Source organism: Leucobacter salsicius M1-8 (genome assembly GCF_000350525.1).
Lineage (GTDB): Bacteria > Actinomycetota > Actinomycetes > Actinomycetales > Microbacteriaceae > Leucobacter > Leucobacter salsicius.
On record NZ_AOCN01000004.1, the window covers coordinates 35,219 to 55,538 of the forward strand.

19 protein-coding genes are annotated in these 20,320 nt (G+C 65.6%); 9 read left to right on the forward strand and 10 right to left on the reverse strand.

What is annotated here, in order from left to right; genetic code table 11:
• Window positions 1–50: 50 nt before the first annotated feature.
• Window positions 51–1,250, forward strand: a complete 1,200-nt coding sequence (locus C795_RS0100760) for a thioredoxin domain-containing protein (protein WP_026139344.1) — start codon at window positions 51–53, stop codon at window positions 1,248–1,250.
• 76 nt (window positions 1,251–1,326) lie between these two features.
• Window positions 1,327–2,568, forward strand: a complete 1,242-nt coding sequence (locus tag C795_RS0100765; RefSeq protein ID WP_017791850.1) for an MFS transporter — start codon at window positions 1,327–1,329, stop codon at window positions 2,566–2,568.
• Between the two features lie 65 nt (window positions 2,569–2,633).
• On the opposite strand, the gene C795_RS0100770 is transcribed toward C795_RS0100765, so the two are convergent.
• The gene (locus C795_RS0100770; protein ID WP_017791851.1) at window positions 2,634–3,266 is read right to left on the reverse strand and encodes a trimeric intracellular cation channel family protein; all 633 of its coding nucleotides are present in this window, start codon (window positions 3,264–3,266) and stop codon (window positions 2,634–2,636) included.
• 103 nt (window positions 3,267–3,369) lie between these two features.
• Between C795_RS0100770 and C795_RS0100775 the strand changes: the two genes are divergently transcribed.
• The 3 genes from C795_RS0100775 (at window position 3,370) to C795_RS0100785 (ending at window position 6,618) form a co-directional block, all read left to right on the forward strand.
• Window positions 3,370–4,665, forward strand: coding sequence for an aminotransferase class V-fold PLP-dependent enzyme (locus C795_RS0100775; protein WP_017791852.1), 1,296 nt, complete (start codon window positions 3,370–3,372; stop codon window positions 4,663–4,665).
• Window positions 4,662–5,135: a Fe-S cluster assembly sulfur transfer protein SufU gene (gene sufU, locus C795_RS0100780; protein WP_017791853.1), complete on the forward strand. Its 474-nt coding sequence runs from the start codon at window positions 4,662–4,664 to the stop codon at window positions 5,133–5,135. The genes C795_RS0100775 and sufU overlap by 4 nt, the downstream gene beginning before the upstream one ends.
• A gap of 175 nt (window positions 5,136–5,310) precedes the next feature.
• The gene (locus C795_RS0100785; protein ID WP_017791854.1) at window positions 5,311–6,618 is read left to right on the forward strand and encodes a DUF4192 family protein; all 1,308 of its coding nucleotides are present in this window, start codon (window positions 5,311–5,313) and stop codon (window positions 6,616–6,618) included.
• Here the strand turns inward: C795_RS0100785 and C795_RS0100790 are convergent.
• The 5 genes from C795_RS0100790 to C795_RS0100810 form a co-directional block, all read right to left on the reverse strand.
• Complete coding sequence (locus C795_RS0100790; protein WP_017791855.1) at window positions 6,590–7,732, reverse strand: cysteine desulfurase family protein; 1,143 nt, start codon at window positions 7,730–7,732, stop codon at window positions 6,590–6,592. The two genes, C795_RS0100785 and C795_RS0100790, sit on opposite strands and share 29 nt — an antisense overlap.
• Window positions 7,729–8,577 (reverse strand): carboxylating nicotinate-nucleotide diphosphorylase, encoded by an 849-nt coding sequence (nadC, locus tag C795_RS0100795; RefSeq protein ID WP_017791856.1) that lies wholly within the window; start codon window positions 8,575–8,577, stop codon window positions 7,729–7,731. Before nadC ends, C795_RS0100790 begins: the two co-directional genes overlap by 4 nt.
• A complete protein-coding gene (locus C795_RS0100800) occupies window positions 8,571–10,223 on the reverse strand; it encodes an L-aspartate oxidase (RefSeq protein ID WP_017791857.1) in 1,653 nt (550 codons plus the stop codon). The genes nadC and C795_RS0100800 overlap by 7 nt, the downstream gene beginning before the upstream one ends.
• Window positions 10,220–11,602: a quinolinate synthase NadA gene (gene nadA, locus C795_RS0100805; RefSeq protein WP_017791858.1), complete on the reverse strand. Its 1,383-nt coding sequence runs from the start codon at window positions 11,600–11,602 to the stop codon at window positions 10,220–10,222. Before nadA ends, C795_RS0100800 begins: the two co-directional genes overlap by 4 nt.
• 76 nt (window positions 11,603–11,678) lie before the next feature.
• Complete coding sequence (locus C795_RS0100810; RefSeq protein ID WP_017791859.1) at window positions 11,679–12,599, reverse strand: NUDIX hydrolase; 921 nt, start codon at window positions 12,597–12,599, stop codon at window positions 11,679–11,681.
• 497 nt (window positions 12,600–13,096) lie between these two features.
• Between C795_RS0100810 and C795_RS0100815 the strand changes: the two genes are divergently transcribed.
• From C795_RS0100815 to C795_RS0100830, 4 genes are all read left to right on the forward strand, one after another.
• The gene (locus C795_RS0100815) at window positions 13,097–13,300 is read left to right on the forward strand and encodes a cold-shock protein (protein ID WP_017791860.1); all 204 of its coding nucleotides are present in this window, start codon (window positions 13,097–13,099) and stop codon (window positions 13,298–13,300) included.
• Between the two features lie 154 nt (window positions 13,301–13,454).
• Window positions 13,455–15,530, forward strand: coding sequence for an NADPH-dependent 2,4-dienoyl-CoA reductase (locus tag C795_RS0100820; protein ID WP_017791861.1), 2,076 nt, complete (start codon window positions 13,455–13,457; stop codon window positions 15,528–15,530).
• A 54-nt stretch (window positions 15,531–15,584) separates the two neighbouring features.
• Window positions 15,585–15,770: a hypothetical protein gene (locus C795_RS0100825; protein ID WP_017791862.1), complete on the forward strand. Its 186-nt coding sequence runs from the start codon at window positions 15,585–15,587 to the stop codon at window positions 15,768–15,770.
• A 21-nt stretch (window positions 15,771–15,791) separates the two neighbouring features.
• Window positions 15,792–16,064 carry a hypothetical protein gene (locus C795_RS0100830; protein ID WP_157486876.1) on the forward strand — a complete coding sequence of 91 codons (273 nt, stop codon included), beginning with the start codon at window positions 15,792–15,794 and terminating at the stop codon, window positions 16,062–16,064.
• Window positions 16,065–16,177: 113 nt separating this feature from the next.
• On the opposite strand, the gene C795_RS0100835 is transcribed toward C795_RS0100830, so the two are convergent.
• From C795_RS0100835 to C795_RS0100855, 4 genes are all read right to left on the reverse strand, one after another.
• The gene (locus C795_RS0100835) at window positions 16,178–16,465 is read right to left on the reverse strand and encodes a hypothetical protein (protein WP_017791864.1); all 288 of its coding nucleotides are present in this window, start codon (window positions 16,463–16,465) and stop codon (window positions 16,178–16,180) included.
• Between the two features lie 302 nt (window positions 16,466–16,767).
• Window positions 16,768–17,028: a hypothetical protein gene (locus C795_RS0100845; protein ID WP_157486878.1), complete on the reverse strand. Its 261-nt coding sequence runs from the start codon at window positions 17,026–17,028 to the stop codon at window positions 16,768–16,770.
• 146 nt (window positions 17,029–17,174) lie between these two features.
• A complete protein-coding gene (locus C795_RS16740; protein ID WP_083879086.1) occupies window positions 17,175–17,867 on the reverse strand; it encodes a M23 family metallopeptidase in 693 nt (230 codons plus the stop codon).
• A 17-nt stretch (window positions 17,868–17,884) separates the two neighbouring features.
• Window positions 17,885–20,311 carry a phage baseplate protein gene (locus C795_RS0100855; protein ID WP_017791868.1) on the reverse strand — a complete coding sequence of 809 codons (2,427 nt, stop codon included), beginning with the start codon at window positions 20,309–20,311 and terminating at the stop codon, window positions 17,885–17,887.
• Window positions 20,312–20,320: the final 9 nt, after the last annotated feature.

Below are 20,320 nucleotides of genomic sequence, written 5' to 3' on the forward strand. Positions count from 1 at the left end.
CCGCCGCCGTGTAGGCATTGCCGCAGGCGCCCACTGCGAGAATGGGAGGCATGAGCGATCCCGTAGTGCCCGGTCAGGGTGACCCCACTCCCGATTCAGTCGAGCATCCAACACCCGAGCATCCGGCACCCCCGGCAATGCAGGCGCCGCCTCACCCCTACGCGTACGCGGCGATGGCCTCACATCCCGCCCCGGCACGCGGCATCTCGATCATGGCGATGTCACTCGGTCTTGCCGCACTTGTCACGGTGCTCGTGGCTATGTTCTACCTGCCGATCGCCGTTATCTTGGGCGTCCTGCTCGCGGTCACCGCGATCGTGCTCGGCGGCGTGGCCCTCGTGCGGCGCGGCCCGCGCGGCCCCGGCATCGCCGGGCTGGTATCGGGCGGCGTCGCGATCCTGCTCACAGCCGGAATGGTGGCCGTGGGGATGGGCGCGTTGGGAGCCCAGGCGATTATGGGGTTCGCGACCCACGGTGGCACCGCTGCAGGCGGTACGGAAGGGCCCGGCTCCGGTGGCAGTCCCGAAGCGCCAATGACCATCGAGTGGCCCGCGAACCTCTCAACGGGCGGCATCATGTTTACCGGAGATGACAGCAGCGCAGCGGGTTCGATGCGTGTGATCGAGAGCGGCCGCCTGCCCGACAACGCGTTCCCCGATGTGTCTGAGCTGCCTGCCGCGTCCGACGGCACCTCCCCCGACCGCATCCAGGTCTACCTCGACTACCGCTGCCCCGCCTGCCTCACCTTTGAGACGGCCAACGGCGAGACTCTGGAGCGGGCCGCCCAGGCGGGCGCGGTCGTCGAACTGCAGCCCCTGACATTCCTCGACGGCGCATCGGCCGGCACCTATTACTCGTCACGCGTCTCGGGCGCAATGGCGTGCCTTGCTGAGCACCAGCCCACGGCCGCTTGGAGCGCGCACGTCGCCCTGCTCAGCCCCGAGTTCCAGCCCGAGGGCGGCACGGAAGGCCCCGATAACGCCGCGGTCATCGACCGCATCGAGGGCGCGGCGGGAAAGCTGAACACCGACGCCCGATCTTGCATTGCTGATGAAGAGAACGTTATCTTTGCGCAGGCCCTCAGCAACTGGATCAGCACGAACCCCGTGCCGCGGTCCGAGATTCCCGATCTGCGGGTGGAGGGCACACCTCTCGTGCTCGTCAACGGGGTCGCGTTCGCCGGCGACATTTCAGATTCCGGTGCCTTCACCCAGTTCCTCGGGCAGCAGCGGGTGCCGCTCGCCCAGTAGCTGGGCGCCGACCAGCTGCTCGCGGGAAAACTCGCTGAGTAGCTGCACGGCGGCAGACTGTTAGACTCGCTCGGCTATGGACAAATCGAACGAGCAGGCCCCCGTGACCGTCATGTCGCGCACGGGATTCGCATACTTTCCCCTCGCGCTGGTGGCGCGCCTGCCGTTTGCCATGGTCGTCATCGGGGTGCTCACCCTCATCGTGTCGGCCCGCGGCTCCGTCGAACTCGGCGGGCTCAACTCGGCCGTGGTGGGTCTCGGCGTCGCCGTCTGCGGTCCGCTCATCGGTGCGGCCGCTGACCGCTTCGGTCAGCGCCCCACCCTGCTCATCTCGGGCGCGGTCAACTCGGTGTTTCTGGGCGTGCTCGCCTGGGTCGCATTCGGTGACTTCCCTGTATGGGCGATGTTCCTGTCGTCACTCCTCGTGGGCGCGACCGTGCCGCAGATCTCCCCGATGTCACGTGCCCGTCTCGTGAGCATCATTCAAAACGACATTCCAGTCGCGCGTCGGTCGCGCACGCTGTCGTCCACGTTTGCCTATGAGTCGGCCGCAGACGAGGTCATCTTCGTGTTCGGCCCGGTCGCGGTGGGCCTGCTCGCCACGACCCTCGGCGCGTGGGCTCCCGTCGTGGGCGCCGCCGTCCTCACGCTCGCGTTTGTGACGGCCTTCGCGCTGCATCCCTCGGGTACGAAGCCCCAGGCCGCCACGGGCGAGGTTGTCCCAACCTCGCCCGTAAGCGAGCTCTGGCGCCCGTCGCTGATCGTTACCGTCGTGGGAATCTTCGGGGTGGGCATGTTCTTCGGCTCGATGTTCACCTCGCTGACGGCGTTCATGCAGGATCGTGGCGAGCCCGAACAGGCCGGCCTGATCTACGGCGTGATGGGTGTGGGGTCGGCGCTCTTCGCGATCGGAATCGTGTGGCTGTCACCCAAGTTCACGCTGCGCGCCCGCTGGCTCGTGTTCGCTTCGCTGATCCTCGGCGGTGCCGTGTTTCTGCAGACTGCCCACGATCTGCCGCGCATGATCGCCGCCCTCGCAGTCATGGGCATCGGCATCGGCCCGCTGCTCGTCACGCTCTACAGCTTCGGCGCGCACCGCACACCGGCCGGCCGCGGCGCGACCGTCATGGCAATGCTCGGCACATCGATCATGGTGGGGCAGTCCTTCACGGCCGCCGCCACGGGCATCGTAGCCGAGCAGATCAACACCCAGGCTGCCCTCACGCTGCCGCTCATTGCAGCGGCCGTGGCGGTCGCGGCGGGCCTCGTCAACTGGTTCCTTACCCCCGCAGGCCCTGAGCCACAGCTCGCGAGCTAGGGCAAAGCCCTAGCCCATCTGCAAGCGGGCGAAGCCCGGATCCGGCACTGAGTGCGCGCGCCGGATCAGCCCACCGTGTCCTCGCGCAGCTTGGGGCTAGGCAGGTGCCAGCCGCGCGCGTACGAGATGAGCCTGAGCGCGATGGCACAGCCGCCGCCCGCGATCGTCGCGATGCTCGGGGTCGCTCCCAGCGCGATCGCGCCGGCAGCCGCCGCGGCGCCGAGGATTGCCGAGACCGCATAGAGCTCGCGGGTGAGCACGCCGGGCACCGTGTTGACGAGCACGTCGCGCACCACTCCGCCTCCCACCGCCGTGATCGTGCCGATGCTGATCGCGACGATCGGGTGATAACCGGAAGCGAGGGCGGCCACGGCCCCGCCCGCCGAGAAAAGCCCCAGCCCAAAGGCGTCAAACACGACCTCGAAATGGCGGATGCGGGCGAGACCGGGATGGACGAAGAAGACGATGAGCGATGCGCCGATGGCCGCTACGAGGTAGGGCCAGTGGGTGAATGCGACGGGCGGATGCACGCCCAATAGGAGATCGCGGATGATGCCACCGCCGATTCCGGTCGCCGAGCCGACGACCAGGATGCCGAGCAGGTCGAGCCCGCGGCGCACACCGACGAGTGCCCCTGAGATCGCGAAGGCGCAAATTCCTGCCAGCTGCAGCGCTTGATAAAGGATTTCACCCCACACGGTGTTGATTGTACCGACGCAACGCGGGTGGGCCGACCTAGGAATAGCCTGAAGTTTCTTCTCGTTACATTCCATGTCAGCCGTCAGTGGGAGAATGGAATACATGTCAGCCCTTACCGCCGCTGAGGTCGCAGACCTTCGCGCCGCATTCCCGTACTTCGCTTCGCAGCCCCAACCCGGAACGCTGGCCCCGGCCTACCTTGATTCGGCCGCGACCTCGCAGCGCCCGACCGCGGTACTCGACGCCGAACGCCAGTTCCTCGAACACCACAACGCCGCCGTGCACCGCGGCACCAGTGGCGCAGTCGGCGAGGCCACACTTGCGTTCGAGGGCGCTCGGGCAGCAGTGGCCCGGTTCGTCGGTGCCGCGACCCCCGAGCAGATCGTGTGGGCCGAGAACGCCACCGACGCGATCAACATTGTTGCCCTCGGCATCGGCGAGGCGAACGCGGGTCTCGGAGTGACCGGTTCTGAGCGATTCACGCTGGGTGCGGGCGACGAGATTCTCGTCACCGAGGCCGAACATCACGCGAACCTGATTCCTTGGCAGCGGCTCGCCGCGAAGACCGGGGCGACGCTCACCTTCATTCCCGTGAACGAGCACGGCACATGGAGCCTCGACGACGCTCGCGCGGCCATCAACGATCGCACGCGTATCTTCGCGTTCGGTCACGTCTCCAACGTCACGGGGTTTGTCGCCCCGGTGGCCGAACTCGTGGCACTCGCCCGAGCCGTCGGCGCAGTGACCGTGCTCGACGCGTGCCAGTCCGTACCGCACATTCCGGTGGACTTCGCGACCCTCGGCGTTGACTTCGCGGCCTTCTCGGGCCACAAGATGCTCGGCCCCAACGGTATCGGCGTGCTGTACGGCCGGGCCGATATGCTCGCGGCGCTGCCGCCGTCGCGCACCGGTGGCTCCGCCATCACCCGCGTCACGATGCAGAACGCCGAGTTCATGCCGGCCCCGATGCGGTTCGAGCCCGGCACGCAGCCGGTGTCTCAGGTCGTGGGCCTCGGCGCTGCCGTCGAGTTTCTCGAGACGGTGGGAATGGAGCGCGCCGCCGCACGCGAGCACGAGCTCGTTGAGCGGCTGGTGGCGGGCATCCTCGAAACCCCCGGGCTGCGGCTCCTCGGCCCCCAGGGCACCACGCAGCGCGTCGCCCTCGCGGCCGTCTCTGTCGAGAACCTGCACGCCCACGACGTGGGCCAGTATCTCGACGAGCAGGGCGTGCTCGTTCGCGTGGGCCACCACTGCGCACAACCGCTGCACCGCGCGTTTGGCATCGCTTCAAGCACGCGCGCAAGCGTGCACTTGACCACCACAGAAGACGAGGTCGATCGGTTCCTCGACGCGCTCCGCGGCGCCCAGCGGTACTTCGGAGTGGAGGTGTCGGCGTGAGCGCGCTCGACGGTCTGTACCAAGAACTAATTCTCGACCATTCAAAGCGCCCCATCGGCAAGGGTGATCTGAGCGACCATCCCGGCGCACGCACGGCATCGCATCACGAGTTCAACCCGAGCTGCGGTGACGAGATCGAGCTGTCGATCGCGGTCGACCCCGCCACGGGTCGCATCTCGCAGCTCGCTTGGCAGGGTCAGGGATGTTCGATCTCGATGGCGTCCGCATCGATTCTGTCGCAGCTGGTTCGCGACGAGGAGATGACGATGGACGAGGCCCGCGTGAAGATCGCGGCCTTCCGCGAGATGATTCAGACGCGCGGCGAGCAGGAGCCCGATGAGGACGTTCTCGGCGACGCCGTCGCTCTGCAGGGTGTCGCGAAGTACGTGATGCGCGTCAAGTGCGCAATGCTCGGCTGGGTCGCCCTCGAGGCCGACATCGCTCAGGTGGAGGCTCAGGCCAGCGCCTAGCTTCTCGCGTGATCAGAACGTCACGGGCCGCACACCATCTCATCGGTGTGCGGCCCGTGACGTTTGTGGGGGCACCATCTTCGTCCACAGGCGCACAAAATCCCGGATCTCGGCGGGATTCGAGATTTTCTGTGCATAACCCGCACGGGCCGTTCGTTCGGCGCAAAATCGTGGCATGACCGACCACAGTTCAGACGCCAACCCAGATTCAACCCGGGTACTCAAATGCTCGGGAACCGCCGACTTTCTCGCGGCGCTGCCCCAACTTGCGGGCTTCACCGCCACCCACAGCATCTTCGTGCTGTTCTTCGAAGGATCACGCACCCGAGAGGCGATGCGCGTCGATCTGCCGCCCGATGACGATCCGCGCGAGGCCGCCGACCTGCTCGAGTTTCTGAGCCACACGATTCGCAGCTTCAGCGTCAACAGCGGGCGCACCGCGGCCCCCGCGATCGCCATCATGTCTGAGCAGACTTTCGCAGACTGCGATGGGCCACCCTGGCTCAGGCTCGCCCGCCGCATCGAGCGGCGGCTGCGGCGTGACCGCATCTACCCGCGTGAGCTCTGCGTGCGCGCCCCCGACGGCTGGGTGAGCTACCTCGACCAGGCAGCGCCTCGCAGCGGCCGCAGTCTCGACGAGATCGAGCGGAGCCCGATCGCCGTGGCCGCCAGAATGGCTCGGCAGCTTGTACCCACGCTCGCGGAGCTCGGTGCGCTGCCGCCTATTGATCCGGATCGTGTGGCCCGCGCGACATCGGAGCTTGCGACGCTCGATCGATCGGCACTCGTCGCGTCGCAACGAGCCGGCCAACGTGAGGGGCAGGATGCAGGGCAGGCTCCAGAGCTCGAACCCGTCCTCTCGGCCCGGAGCCGCGTCGCGCTCGCCCCGGTAGCCGCCCGCGAGCTACAGGACGTCCGGTCCGACCTCTCCCCCGAAGCTGCAGGGCGCATCGCACACGTTGCCTCCGATGTGCAGGGGTGGTGGCACCTCGCAATGGGAATGATCACCAGGCCCGAATTTCCCGGTGAACTGGAGCGAGATCTGGGTGAGCGGGTACTGAGCGAGTTGCCGGTCACCAACGCAAACCTGGCTGCGCGGGGTGACCTGTTCGGGGCGGCGCCGGGTGCCGCAGGCGGTCCCTCGATATCTATGGCCGGGATCCTCGCCGCAATCTGCCCCGAGTTCACCGAGCGTGAGCGGCTCTCCCCGGTGCGGGGCCGCCTCGCGCGCACGCTCGCCGATCTCCCGACCGTGGCCCGCCCTGGGGTGTTTGCGCTCAGCGCACTCGTGTGGTGGTTGTGCGGCAGCCAGACGACGGCGAACGCTCACGTGGATGCCGCCCTCGAGATCCGCCCCGAGCACGAGGTATCGCTGATGGTGCGCGGCCTAATTGCTGTGCCCGTCATCGCGCGGCAGCTGCTGGTGCCGACAGCTCCCGGCTCGAGCAGCCCCCTCAGCCCACCTCGCGCTGCAGCGTCGTGACGACCCGGTGCTGTAATTCCTCGGCGATGGGTTCGGCCAGCGTGATCCGCAACGCGGTCTGGGCTGTCTCGGGGTCGAGCCCCAGCGCCAGCAGGGCGGGCGACGGCTCGCTCTTTCCCGCGGCGCAGGCAGATCCCGCTGACACCGCGATCCCCGAGGCGTCGAGCGCGACCAGCAATGACTCACCGCTGACGCCCTCGAACGTAAACGAGGCGTGCCCCGGGAGCCGCTCGGTCGGGTGTCCCGTGACCCGAGCCCCCGAAACCTCGCGGGTCACGCGTTCGACGAGTGCGTTGCGGCTGTCTATGAGGGCGAGGGCGCGCCCGCCATAGTCATGTGCCGTTGCAGCCACCGCGGCGGCAAAACCGGCGAGGCCCGCGACGTTCTCGGTGCCGGCCCTGCGCCCCAGCTCTTGCCCGCCGCCATGCATCAGCGGTTCCAGTCGAAGCCCGTCGCGCACGATCAGGGCCCCCACGCCCTGCGGCCCGCCAAACTTATGCGAGGCCATCGACAGGGCATCGACATTGTCGCCGGGCCAGCCCTGCGATTGCAGGGTCACGGGTAGTGACGGCGCCGCCTGCACCGCGTCAGTGTGAACGATCGCGCCAACCTGCTTCGCCGCTGCGGCGAGCGCGGGCATGGGCTGTACGGTGCCGACCTCGGCGTTCGCGAGCCCAATCGAGACGAGGGTGGTGTCGGCTCGCACCGCGCGTGTCACGTCGTCGGGGTCGACGCGGCCCAGTTCATCCACCGGCAGCATGGTCAGCTCGTACCCGAACACTCGCTCCAGGTATCGGCAGCTCTCAAGCACCGACGGGTGTTCGATGGGGGTGGTGACCAGATGTCTTCCCCGTGGGTGCGCGAGGGCAAGCCCGATGATGGCGAGGTTGTTTGCCTCGGTGCCCCCGGAGGTGAAAATGACGTCTGAGGCACGTACGCCAAAGGTCGTTGCGATGGTTTGTCTGGCGAGCTCGACGGTGCGCGCGGCGCGGTGCCCGGCCGTGTGGACGCTCGACGGGTTACCGGCGGATTCATCGAAGACGGCGATCATTGCCGCACGGGCTTCGGGGCGCAGCGGTGCGGTCGCGGCTGCGTCGAGGTAGCGCTCATTCATGATGCGTCCAATCCTAGGTCGAGGGCGCGCGCCCCGTGGGTCAACAGCCCCACCGAGATGACGTCCACCCCGGTCTCGGCGATGCCCCGCACTGTTTCCAGCGAGACGCCGCCGCTCGCTTCAGCGATCGCTCGGTCACCGATCTGGGCGACCGCGCGCACGAGATCGGCGTTGGCAAAATTATCGAGCAGGATCCCGGTGACTCCCGCCTCAAGCACGGCGGCCACCTGGTCGAGCCGGTCGACCTCAACGATGATCGAGGTCGTGTGGCCGGCGCGGTCACGCAGTCCCTGCAGCGCACGGGTCGTGCTTGCTTCGTCGACGGCGCCGAGGGCCGCGAGGTGATTGTCCTTCACCATGATCGCGTCGGACAGGCCAAAGCGATGGTTTGAGCCGCCGCCCACGTGCACCGCGTACTTCTCGAGCGCGCGCAGCCCCGGCGTCGTCTTGCGGGTGTCGGCAATGCGGGCCGGGGTGTGCGCGACCTCGGCCACAAACTGCGCGGTCAGTGTTGCGATGCCGCTCATGCGCTGCGCCAGGTTGAGCGCCACCCGCTCGCCGGTGAGAATGCCGCGGGCCGGCCCTTCGATCACGCCGAGGGTGTCGCCAGCGGCAAACCGGGTGCCGTCGGCCGCCAACTCACGCACCTCGATGCGCGGGTCCGTGTGCCGAAAGGTCTCGCGCACAAGCGCTCCGCCTGCAAACACCCCGGGCTCCCGGGCCACGAGCTGTGCCGTCATGCCCAGGCCCTCGGGGATCGTGAGTTCAACGGTGAGGTCGCCCCAGGGGGCGTCCTCCTCGAGGGCATTGGCGATGACCTGTTCAATCTTGGTTCGAGTTAGCACGGTGCAAAGCTCCTTCGAGCGGGAGTGGTGTGAGAAGAATGGTTTCGTGCAGCTGCGCCTGTGGGTGCAGCGACCCCAGGGGAGACCGTCGCAAGACGCCAGGCTCGCCGGAGCGCCTGCGCGGGGTCCGTTGCGGGGGTGTCGGCGCGCTGGTGTGCACCGCGGGACTCGGTGCGGGCAAGCGCCGCGTACGCGATGAGCTCGGCGAGCCGGGCATCGCGGCCGGGCACCGCCCCGAAGGCGTCGAGCGCAGAGGTCATACCGGCCGCCTCGCGCTCGATCCCGAGCTCCTGGCTCAACATTCGACCCACCGACTGCGGCGTCCCACCCGTCGATCGCACGGATCCGGCACACGCAGAACCGGCCCGTGCGCCTTTCTGCCCCACGATCTCCACCCTCGCCAGCAACCGTGGCAGCGCCGCACCCGACAGTTCCCAGGACCGATCGGCGACGAATCGCACGGCCGCTTCGGCCGCGCGACGGCCAAAGACGAGCCCCTCAAGCAGCGAGTTTGAGGCCAGCCGGTTCGCGCCGTGCACCCCGGTGCCCGCGGCCTCGCCCGCGACGAACAGCCCCGGCACGCTGGAACGCCCCTCGAGGTCGGTGGCGACGCCGCCCATTGTGTAGTGCGCGGCGGGCGCCACCGGCACGGGCTCCGCGGCCCACTCGTAGCCGTGCCTCCGCAGTGCCGCATCAATCCCAGGAAATAGTCGGGCAAGGCTTCCCTGGCCGTGCTCGGTCTCGATGCTGCGGGCGTCGAGCCAGACGCGATCGGAGCCAGTGTCACGCAGCACGCGATGAATCTCGCGCGACACGATGTCGCGCGACGCCAGATCCGCTGCGGGGTGACGTCCCTGCATAAACCTCGACCCCGCGCCGTCGAGCAGCACTGCCCCGGCTCCCCGCACCGCCTCGGAAATCAGCGCTCCCGTGCCCGCGAGCACGGTGGGGTGAAACTGCACGAACTCCAGGTCGGCCACCACGGCGCCGACCTCGGCCGCGGCACCGATGCCGTCGCCGCGGGCGCCCGCGTGATTCGAGGTGCGGTCGTAGAGCGCCGAGTATCCGCCCGTGGCCAACACGACCGCGTCCGCGTGGATCCGCTCCCCCGGGGCGCCCTCGAGACCCTCGCCGTCCTCACGGCGCAGTTCCGCTCCCACCACGACGCCCTGGTCCACGATCAACCGGTCAAGCACCGCGTGCTCGATCACGCGAACCCCGACAGGGAGGTGCGCCACCAGGTGCGCGTGCATCACGGCCCCCGTGCGGTCGCCGCCCGCGTGCACGATCCGGTGCGCCCCGTGGGCGCCCTCGAGCCCGAGGGCGACCTCACCCGCGGGGCCGCGATCCGGCGCAAAACCCTCAGCAATCAGGTGCCGCACGTCGGCGGCACCGTCGGTCACGAGCGCCCGGGCGGCCTCGACATCGACAAGCCCGGCACCCGCGGCCATCGTGTCGTCCAGGTGGGCGCGCGCAGAGTCACCGGGCGCAAGCGCCGCGGCGATCCCGCCTTGTGCCATCGCGGTGCTGCACGCGTCACCGAACGCGAGCGTGCCCGCCGTAACGACGGTTACCGCGGCGCCCGCGGCGTGCGCCACGCGTGCCGCGGTCAGCCCCGCGACCCCGGCACCGATGACGAGAATCATGGCTTTGCCGCGAGCATCCGCTCGAGAGCGACGCTCGCGTCCTGCGACACCTCAGGTGCGACCGTGATGCGGTTGGGGGTGTTCCCCGCAACGAGCGATTCCAGGGTCCACGCGAGATAGGCCGGGTGGATGCGATACATGGTCGAACAGGGGCAGATTACGGGGTCGAGACAGAAGATCGTGAGATCCGGGCGCTGCTGTTGGAGCCGGTTCACGAGGTTGATCTCGGTGCCGATCGCGAGCACATCCCCGGGCTGCGCCGCCTCGACCGCCAGACGAATGTACTCGGTTGAGCCCGCACCATCTGCCGCGTCGACGACGGGGGCCGGGCACTCGGGGTGCACGATCACGCGCACGCCGGGGTACTCCTCGCGCGCCTTCGCGATCTGGTCCACGGTGAAGCGCTTGTGTACCGAGCAGAAGCCGTTCCACAGGATCACTTTGGAGTCACGCAGCTGCTCGACCGTGTTACCGCCCCGTGCCAGGTGCGGCCGCCACAGGGGCATCTCGGCCTCGGTGACACCCATGGCCCTGGCCGTGTTGCGGCCGAGGTGCTGGTCGGGGAAGAACACGACGCGCTGACCGCGCGCGAACGCCCACTCGAGCACGGTGTGCGCATTCGAGGAGGTGCACACGATGCCGCCGTTGCGCCCGCAGAACGCCTTGATCGCGGCCGACGAGTTCATGTAGGTGACGGGAATGACGGGCTGCAGCTCGCCCTCGACTTGCGGCGCATTCGCATCGAAGCCCAGCGCCTCGGCGAGCTCACTCCAGCAGTCCTCGACCTGATCGATCGTCGCCATGTCGGCCATCGAGCAGCCGGCCGCAAGGTTGGGCAGGATCACCGCCTGATCATCGCGCGAGAGAATATCGGCCGTCTCGGCCATGAAGTGCACCCCACAGAACACGAACGCCTCAGCCTCCGGGCTACTCTTCGCGGCCTGCGCGAGCATGAACGAGTCGCCCACGAAATCTGCGTACTGCACCACTTCGTCACGCTGGTAGAAGTGACCCAAAATGCGCACGCGTTCGCCCAGCGTTGCCCTGGCCGCGACGATCCACTCGTGTAGTTGATCGTCACTCGCATCGGTGTAACGCGTCGGCAGCGGACCCTGGCGGGGGGCGTCGCCGGGGATGCCGTCGGCTACCGAGGCGCCCGGGCCGTAGCCCGGCGCGCGGTCGATACTCCACGGTGCGTCGGCGAGTTCTGTGCCACAGGTCGAGGCGTTGCCAGAGTCGTTCTTCGACGTCAGCTTGATGGGCTTACGCAGCGCAGGCTGCCGCGGCTTGCCCGCCGGGCGCGAATCAATCTCGCGCTGGCTGTCGCGCTGGCTCTCACGCTGAACCGCGCCAGCAATCAGGTCGTGCACGCTCGTCATTGGGGGTACTCCTCGGTGAAGTTGGTGTGGTGGCTGGGGTGGAAGATTGGTCGGGCCCAGCGCCTGGGCACTTTGATTACGCGGGCGGGGCGACGAAGCGGTAGAGCTTCGCGGGCCGGTGACGCGTCCCGGATTCGACGCCGCCGGTTTCGACGAGCGAGCCCTGGGCAAGCGCCTGGCGGCGGAAGTTCGCGGGATCAACCGTGCGGCCTTGCACGGCCTCGTGCACGCGGCGCAGCTGGGCGAGCGTGAATGATTCGCCCAAGAATCTGTGCGCAACCTGCGCATACTCCGTCTTGCTGCGCAGCCGATCGAGGGCGTGCGCGACGATCTCGGCGTGGTCGAACGCGAGCTCGGGCAACGCGTCGACCGGGAACCAAGCCACGTTGCGCGCGGCCTCATCTGCGCCAGCGCTCAAGCGCAGCGCATCGGCAAAGTCCTCGGGGGCATGCTGCGGTTCATGTTCTTGGGGCGCAGGTTCAATCGGTTCCGGATCGTCCCACCGCCGCGCACGCGGGGCCTGGGCGGCGGTGCCACTGCCTTCGTCGAGACCTTGCGAACCGATGCCGGTTGCTCCCACTGGTACCTCGATCGATTCGTTCAAGGCATTGCTGTCGCGCCGCGCCTCGGGAAGCCACTCTCCGCCGTACAGCGCCCAGTAGGCGATTGTGACAAGCCGCTGTGCCTCGGCGGAACGCTCGACGCCGCCGAAAGAGTAGAGCTGTTCAAGGTACCCGGGCTGGCTGCCCACCGCGTCTGACAGCGTGCGGTTGGCGGTGCCGGAGAGGGGTTCGTCCCACCTGGTGGACCCACCGGGCAGCGCCCACAGGCCGCGAAACGGGGCACGCGTGCGGCGCACGAGCGGAATCCACAGTGCGAGGTCATGCTCAGCGTCGCCACTATCGGTTGGAGGCGTGAGTGCGAACGCGATTGTCGAAACCGCAACAGCGGGCGGCAGAAACCGGCGCTCGCTTGCGCTCAAAGCTGCGTAGTCCACCACGGCTCCACTCAACGTTCAGGAGCTCTCGTTCAGCTCCAACCTTACTTAAAGTCAATGTGACCATAAGTGACTTGCGCCCTCAAGACTACGCCCGAACCACGAGACGACCAAATTAATCTGGTGCACAACCGCGTGACGGGACCACCCAATTTCAAGCGCGACACGCCAAAAGCGAGCCTCTGCGACGAAACTCGACAGCTGGCCAGCAGTCGCTCACATACGGCCATGTGCGGCGCAGAGTCTCTTGCACAGCCTCAGCCACACCCATCAAGCACACCCAACCTGAGACGAAAAGACACAAACAGATCACAATCCTGGTGTCAAACCAGGTACGTAGGCTAAACTCGAGCGCAAGACCAGTAATGCCGAACGTAGGAAACTTCCAGCACGTTTTATGCCGCGCTCGCGCGGCACTGCTTCACCAGTCTCCACGTCGGCACCGTCGCCGTGGCACCAAGGGCTTAAATGCCCAGCAATAACAAAGGAAATACAGCATGGCCACCGGCACCGTAAAATGGTTCAACTCCGAAAAGGGCTTCGGCTTCATCACCCCCGACGAGGGCTCGTCTGACGTGTTCGCACACTTCAGCGCCATCGCAGGCAACGGCCGCCGCGATCTGTTCGAAGAGCAGCGCGTTGAGTTTGACATCGAGCAGGGCCCCAAGGGCCTGCAGGCGAGCAACATCCGCGCGATGTAAGTTAATTCTTCAACCGCAAGGTTAAAGATTTACACCCGAGGGGTGGAGCTTCGGCTCCACCCCTCGGGTTTTTTGTATCTTCACCACAGGTCACTCGACGCGTCACCGCGCCAAGCGATACGTTCGAGGAGATTCCCTACGAACGGTGCCATACATGTCAGCGCAGACGCCCCTCGGTTCCTCAATTCCGCTCCGCCCCACGGGCTCCTCCACGGCCCAGCATTTCCCTCGACTCTTCGAACCCCTCGAGTTGGGACGCGTCACGCTGCCCAACCGCATCATCATGGGCTCCATGCACCTTGGGCTCGAAGAATTCGATGACGGCCCCGCCCGGCTCGCCGCTTTCTATCGCGAACGAGCCGCATCCGGACCAGCCCTCATCATCACCGGCGGCGTCTCCCCCAACGAGGCGGGCCGACTCACCGCCAAGGAGCGGCCACTCACCAGTGAACAGGATCTCGCGCGCCACCGCCCGATTACCGAGGCCGTGCATCAGGCGGGCGGCCGCATTGCCCTGCAGCTCCTGCACGCCGGGCGGTACGCCGCCCACCCCGGGCTCGTCGCCCCGAGCCCCATTCAGGCTCCAATCTCTCCCCTTACCCCGAGGGAACTCACCGACGCCGACATCGAACGCACGATCGACGACTACGCGCACGCCGCGCGCCTGGCGCTACAGGCGGGATACGACGGAGTCGAGATCATGGGCTCCGAGGGCTACCTCATCAACCAGTTCACGGCCCCCGTCACCAATCGGCGCACGGACCGCTGGGGTGGCAGTCTCGACAACCGACTCCGGTTTCCGACCGAAATCGTGCGGCGCGTGCGCGAAGCCTGCGGCGAAGGCTTCATCATTGTCACCCGCGTCTCGATGCTCGACCTCGTGCAGGGCGGCTCCACCGTGGACGAGGTGATCGAACTCGCCAGGCGCGTCGAGTCGGCCGGCACCAACCTCATTAACACCGGGATCGGCTGGCACGAGGCCCGGGTGCCGACAATTGCGGCCACCGTTCCGCGGGCGGCCTTTGCGTGGGTCACGAAGCGCCTCATGGGCGCGATATCTGTTCCCCTCATCGCCGCCAATCGCATCAACATGCCGGCCGAAGCCGAGCAGGTACTCGAGGAGGGGGCCGCCCACCTCGTCTCACTCGCCCGCCCGTTTCTCGCCGACCCCGAGTTCGTCGCCAAGGCGCGGGCCGGCACACCCTGGCGCATCAACACCTGCATCGCGTGCAACCAGGCATGCCTCGACCATGCCTTCGCGGGCAAACCCGCTTCGTGCCTCGTGAATCCGCGGGCTGGTCGCGAGACAGAGCTCGCCATCGATCCGGCGCTTACACCCCGGCGCATCGCGGTCGTGGGCTCGGGACCCGCGGGGCTCGCGTGCGCCACCACCGCCGCAAGCCGTGGCCACCGCGTCACACTTTTCGAGGCGGCAGCCGACCTCGGAGGCCAGCTGAACCTGGCACTCAAAGTACCCGGTAAGAGCGAGTTTCGCGAGACGCTGCGCTACTTCACGAACCGCATTCACGAGACCGAAACTGAGCTGCGCCTCGGTCACCGTGCGACGCCCGAGGATCTCGCGGACTTTGACGAGGTCGTGATTGCGACGGGGGTCACGCCCCGCTCCCCCGAGATTCCCGGCCTCGACCATCCAAGCGTCGTCAGCTACGTGGACGTGCTGCGGCACGGTGCCGCCGTCGGCGAGCGGGTCGCGATCCTGGGCGCGGGGGGCATCGGCTTCGACGTCGCCGACTATCTCACGGACGAGCACCCCGCCGCGCCCTCCGATATCGGGGCGTTCCTCGCGCACTGGGGCGTTGATCCGGAGCAGCCCGATGGGTTCGCGGCCACGGGCCCGTCTCCTGATGTGCCTCGCCGCTCGGTGATCATGCTGCAGCGCAAGGACACCAAGCTGGGCGTGGGGCTCGGCAAGACAACCGGGTGGATTCACCGCGCCGAGCTTGCCCGCCGCGACGTGCTCATGATCCCGGGTGCCGAGTACCTCAGCATCGACGACGCGGGCCTCACCGTACGCGCGGGCGAACAGGTGCGCACGCTCGAGGTCGACACGATCGTCCTGTGCACGGGACAGGATCCGGATCGCACGCTGTTTGACGAGCTCGCCGCCGCGGGCCGCGAGGCGCTCCTGATCGGAGGCGCTTTCATTGCGGGCGAGCTGGACGCCAAACGTGCGATTGAACAGGGGACAAAGTTGGGTGCGAGCCTATAGCCTATGGGCATCACATAACGCTAACTTCAGTAACACTCGCGGTACGCTCCGAAGATGGCCACAACAGACCGCTTCACCCAGACCACACCGGAAGCCAAAGTCGCTGAACTAATCCTCGAGCTACGCGCTGGAGGCATTTCATATTCACAGATCGCTACCGAGGTAGGCCTCTCCGCATCACGAGTAGGCGAGATCGTGCGCGCCAACGAACGCGATCAGATTCTCGAATCATTGTCGTAGGCGCCCCGTACCCTCGCCCGTATGGGAGGAATGCCTTGGAACCCGATGATGGCCGTGCAGCGAGTAAGTGATGATGAGGGACACCTCTATGACGGCAACGTCCGTGTAGCTATCTTGCGTCAAGTTCGTATTGGACGCCCCTCCGCGCTCCTGTGGCGCTCTGTCACGGGCGATCAGGCCCCGGACGACCGCCACCTCGTCGGATACTTTCCGTCGATCCAGATGGCCGCAGCGGTCACCTGGCGGTCTTGGAACCAACGACACAAGCCCGTCGAACAACATGCACTCGCGTAACGCAAAAAGCCGCCCCTCACTCCCGAAGGAGTGAGGGGCGGTGTTACATTGCTTGTCATAATCTGACAGATCAAGAAATGTTGTCAAAATATGACATCGTTTGAAACACACTCTTAGCGCGGCGCTTTCCCCCGAGCTGCCTCAGTAAGCCGCTGGATGTACGAACCCAGCGCACCGAGCCCGGCAACGACCGCAGCAGTTCCCACGCTGATCCAGAACGGGCCCGACAGCAACTGTTCCGGCGTGATGCCAATCAATGCGGCCGCGATCACGCCAAGCACGGCGACCACGATTACTGCAGCTGAGTTCTGCAGGATGGTGCGCGATGCACGACGACGAGCATCGGCATGCACCTCGGCTCGCGTCAGCTGACCGGCATCTTTAAGCGGTTCCTCTAACATCTGTTCCTTCTTCCTAATCATCACGAAAGTCCAGAGATGGCATCTCTGTCTCTGTAACACCAGCCCGAATCGCGGCAACAGCGTTACGGTGCCCCCATTCGGTCGCGATCCGTTCCCGCCGCTCAGCCACACGGACGCGGGCTTCCGCTTCCGCAAGTAGCCGCGCCATGTGGTCGACCTCTGAACGCCGACGCTGCGTGCGCCCAGTGTGCCCTTCACGGACCATGTCCATCGCTTTCGTCAGACCGCCTCCGGAGACGAACGCGACCGCGAGCAAAGCCCAGATAGGACCGTCCATGTATTCACCCCCTGGGCCGGTAAGTGAACCTGCGAATCATGAGCCAACGGAGGCCGAGCACCACGAGTGCAAACCCGATATACCAGGGCGTCACCGAATCAGAGCCGGGCAAGAGCACCACATAGATCGCTGCCGCGCACAACATCAACGCAATCCCAAGACGCTCGCCCCACCAGAAGTCCCGATACCCCGAGATCATCGCAACGACCATGCCCACAACGTTGAGCACTCCCACCGCGATGGCTGCGGCGAGTGCGTAGCTCATGCCGGTTGTGTAGCAGGCGGCGGTGGTGAGTACTGAGAAGCCTGACGCGCCGAGCATGAGGTATGCGAGTCCCCAGCCGATTGAGAATGGTCTTGGTTCTGGGACTGTTAGCCACCAGGTTCGGGCCCAGTGGATTACAGCTCGCATTACGAGTGCTGCTTTTTGAGTCGTTCCCACATCGCTTTATTGACGGACATAGCGCTCCCGCGCTGCGTTGCCATTTGGTTCGCGGAGTCCTGCCCAGAGAACTCCATCCATGTCCCCGGCTGCCCAAGTACATAGACCGCGTAGTTGTGCTTGTACTTGCCGAACACGTTAGCGAGGTAAATGAAAATCATGTCATCTTCCTTACGGTTTCGGGCGATCGCGCCGCCCTCGTTGCTGGCCTGAATGGCCTTGAACACGACCGGGTTAAGCGATCGCGGATTGATCCAGCGTCCGCCGCTCCATGCACGGTCCCAGCGGGTCTCCCAGTGGATATGAACCCCGAGGGAGAAGCCGGAGTCGCCAGCGAAGCCGACGACCTGGCCGGCCTTTACTTTGTCGCCGACCTTGACCGCGTACCCCTCGAGGTGGCCGACGCGGGAGATCAGCCCATCAGGGCGGCGGATCTCGACCGTGCGGCCTTCGCCGTTGGCCTTCACAAATTTGCCGTTTCCGAGTGGGAGTGACCCCGAAGAGCCATCGCCGCCGACGAAAATAACCTCTCCGTCAAACGCAGCGAGTACCGGGTCGCCGCGTTCAGCCGCAAGATCCATCCCGGAGTGCGTGCCTCCGCGCGTGCCCGCTTCTTCAGTTATGACCGGGTTAGCTGCCGGATAAACAACCAACGTACTCATTAAGCCACCCGCCCTAATCAGTCATTTAGATAAAACTCGGAAACATCAAAATCAATCCACCCAGGCACGTTGTCATCAGGGATATACACCTTCATGTCACCCGTAACGCTCACCTCAAGCCGAAGCACGCTAATCGCGTTAGGGTTTGAAAGCTGAGCAACACAAAGAGCCTGCTGATGCCGGACCGGAGCAAACGTTCCGTTGAGCTTCCCGAACTCCACACTGGGACCAGCGAACGGGCCCTCAACGCGTCCACGAAGCCGAACCTTGCGGTTCTCGATCGACACCCGGAACGGCCGCGCCGAAGGCGACGTGAACCCTGCCCCGAGCGATATGGAAGTCGTCGTGTAATCGTTCCAGGTGCTCATATCTGGTGCGAGCTGGTTTGAAAGCATGTCAAACGCGGCGCTCTTAGCGCCCATGTCGATTGAATACAGCATCGACTTACGGGCGTGCGTCGGACCGGTAGCCACCCCGACAATCAGCGAAGCGTCGCCAGACGGCGAATGATGAACCACGATGCCCTCCGGCTCGTGCACCGACAGCTCCACGCCCCATGCGTCATATGAGATGGCGTCCCCGAGTTCCTTAACGAAGTCGGTTGATCCGTCAGCGTTGTATGACACAACAGCAGCCGGCCCAGACGGAGACCCGAACAGGAAAAACCATTTTCCGGTTTCGTGCATATACGCATGGTTCTGCACAGACCCATGAACGGTACTCATTTCAACCACAGCGGAAGCAATCGGGGCAGGTGCCGTCTGACTGCTTTTCACGTCGCCGATCAGAAAAGCGTTCATCGTTCGAGTAGCGCCGCCACCTTCCCGCGAAACGATAACCCCGTTACGTTCGTCATAGTTCAGCCGCCGAGCCACACCGCTAAGGGAGCTGACGCGGTACTGCTCCATCTGCGCGAACGTGTAGACACCAGGGGCCCACGGCATCCGAACGATATTCCGGTGACGCGCAGTGTCAGAGCTCGGATAACGCCAGTCGCGCCAGTCAGACCACAAGAACATCTGCCCGCTCGAAGTGCGCTCAATGAACGCGCCGTCGCCGTGCCCAGCGTCAATAAGCACCATCGAGTTAACCGGGATGCCCGTATCATTCAGCAGCGTAGATCCCGAGTGCTCGAGCATCGAAACCACGGCAGACTCACGCCCAGACTCACTTCCAGGAGTGTTGCGTGAAGTGAACCAACGATTGTTTTCGGCTTCGCACAAGAACGCGCCCTGCATCACGTATCGGTCATCAGAGCCGAATGCTGCACCGAATGACACCCGGGCCTGGCGTAAATCAAACGCGACGCTATGGCCATTTGCGCCAAGCTTCGGGCCGCCTTCAGGCTGGCCGGGAGCAACCCACGAAGCGGATCCACCCATCCACTGCGGTAACGAAGTATTGTCATTCCGGTTAGGGAGAACAGTCAGCCCTGGGCTGGCACCGCCAACGCTCAATGACATAGACGCTATCCGGTTGCCCGTAGCGCGAGCGCCAAACATCACCGTTCGAGCAGGACGCGCCCACGTCGGAATGTTTGCCCACGGGACAACGATCGTCTGCCCTGCGGGGATAGTTTCGCCCGCTGGCGCTTGCACGCCGCCCTCGAAGTAGATCACGCCATCGAACCGGCAAACCCGAGCCGTTCCGCCAGTCCCCCCGATGTAACCTGGAGCGTAAACAAGCTCAGTCCAGTCAATGTTCGGGAGCAGGTTATTTATCACACGGATCTCGCCACTCACGGCTTCCAACCCATCGCCTAGCGACACTGGCTGGTACTCACCAAACGCACCCGAGTACATCAACAGTGTTTCATCATTAGGGCTGGGTTCTGGGGCCTGAATCGCTCCCGCAGCGATCTCTCGTACTTCATCAATGCTGGCATCAATCGCGTCAACATCAATCGACTCCGCAGCCGCTTTCGCACGCTCAGCTTCAGCAGTAGCAGTTGCCGAGCTGTCAGCTGCGGCCGATGAAGCGGATTCTGCGCGATCAACCGCGGCATTGATCCCAGTGATCCCGCCCAAAGCATCAGCAGCTTCCAAGCCTGCTTCAATAGCCTGCACCGTCTCATCACGCATCTGGTTGACATCGGCCAGCCACGGAGGCGGCCCAAATACCGACGATGGGACCGAAGTCGACTCAACCACGGGGAGGGACCTGTACTCGACCTGATCGGTGACAGGGATCGCTGTCCACCACTCAAACGTCCGACCACCCAGGATCTCGCGCACCCGAACCGCCGTGCCGTCCGGGTTTGATGGGAGTGAAAATGCTGTTCCGTCAAGCTGACGAAGCGCCCCATTAACCACCTGAGCCACAGCAAGCGACTGCGTGATGAGCATCTCGCCTGTATCGATGCGTTGCGCCTGCGCGAACTCGATACGGCCGCTCTCACGCAGCCCCGCCGAATCAGCGACCACACCTGTGATTTGTACCTGCATGTGGATCCC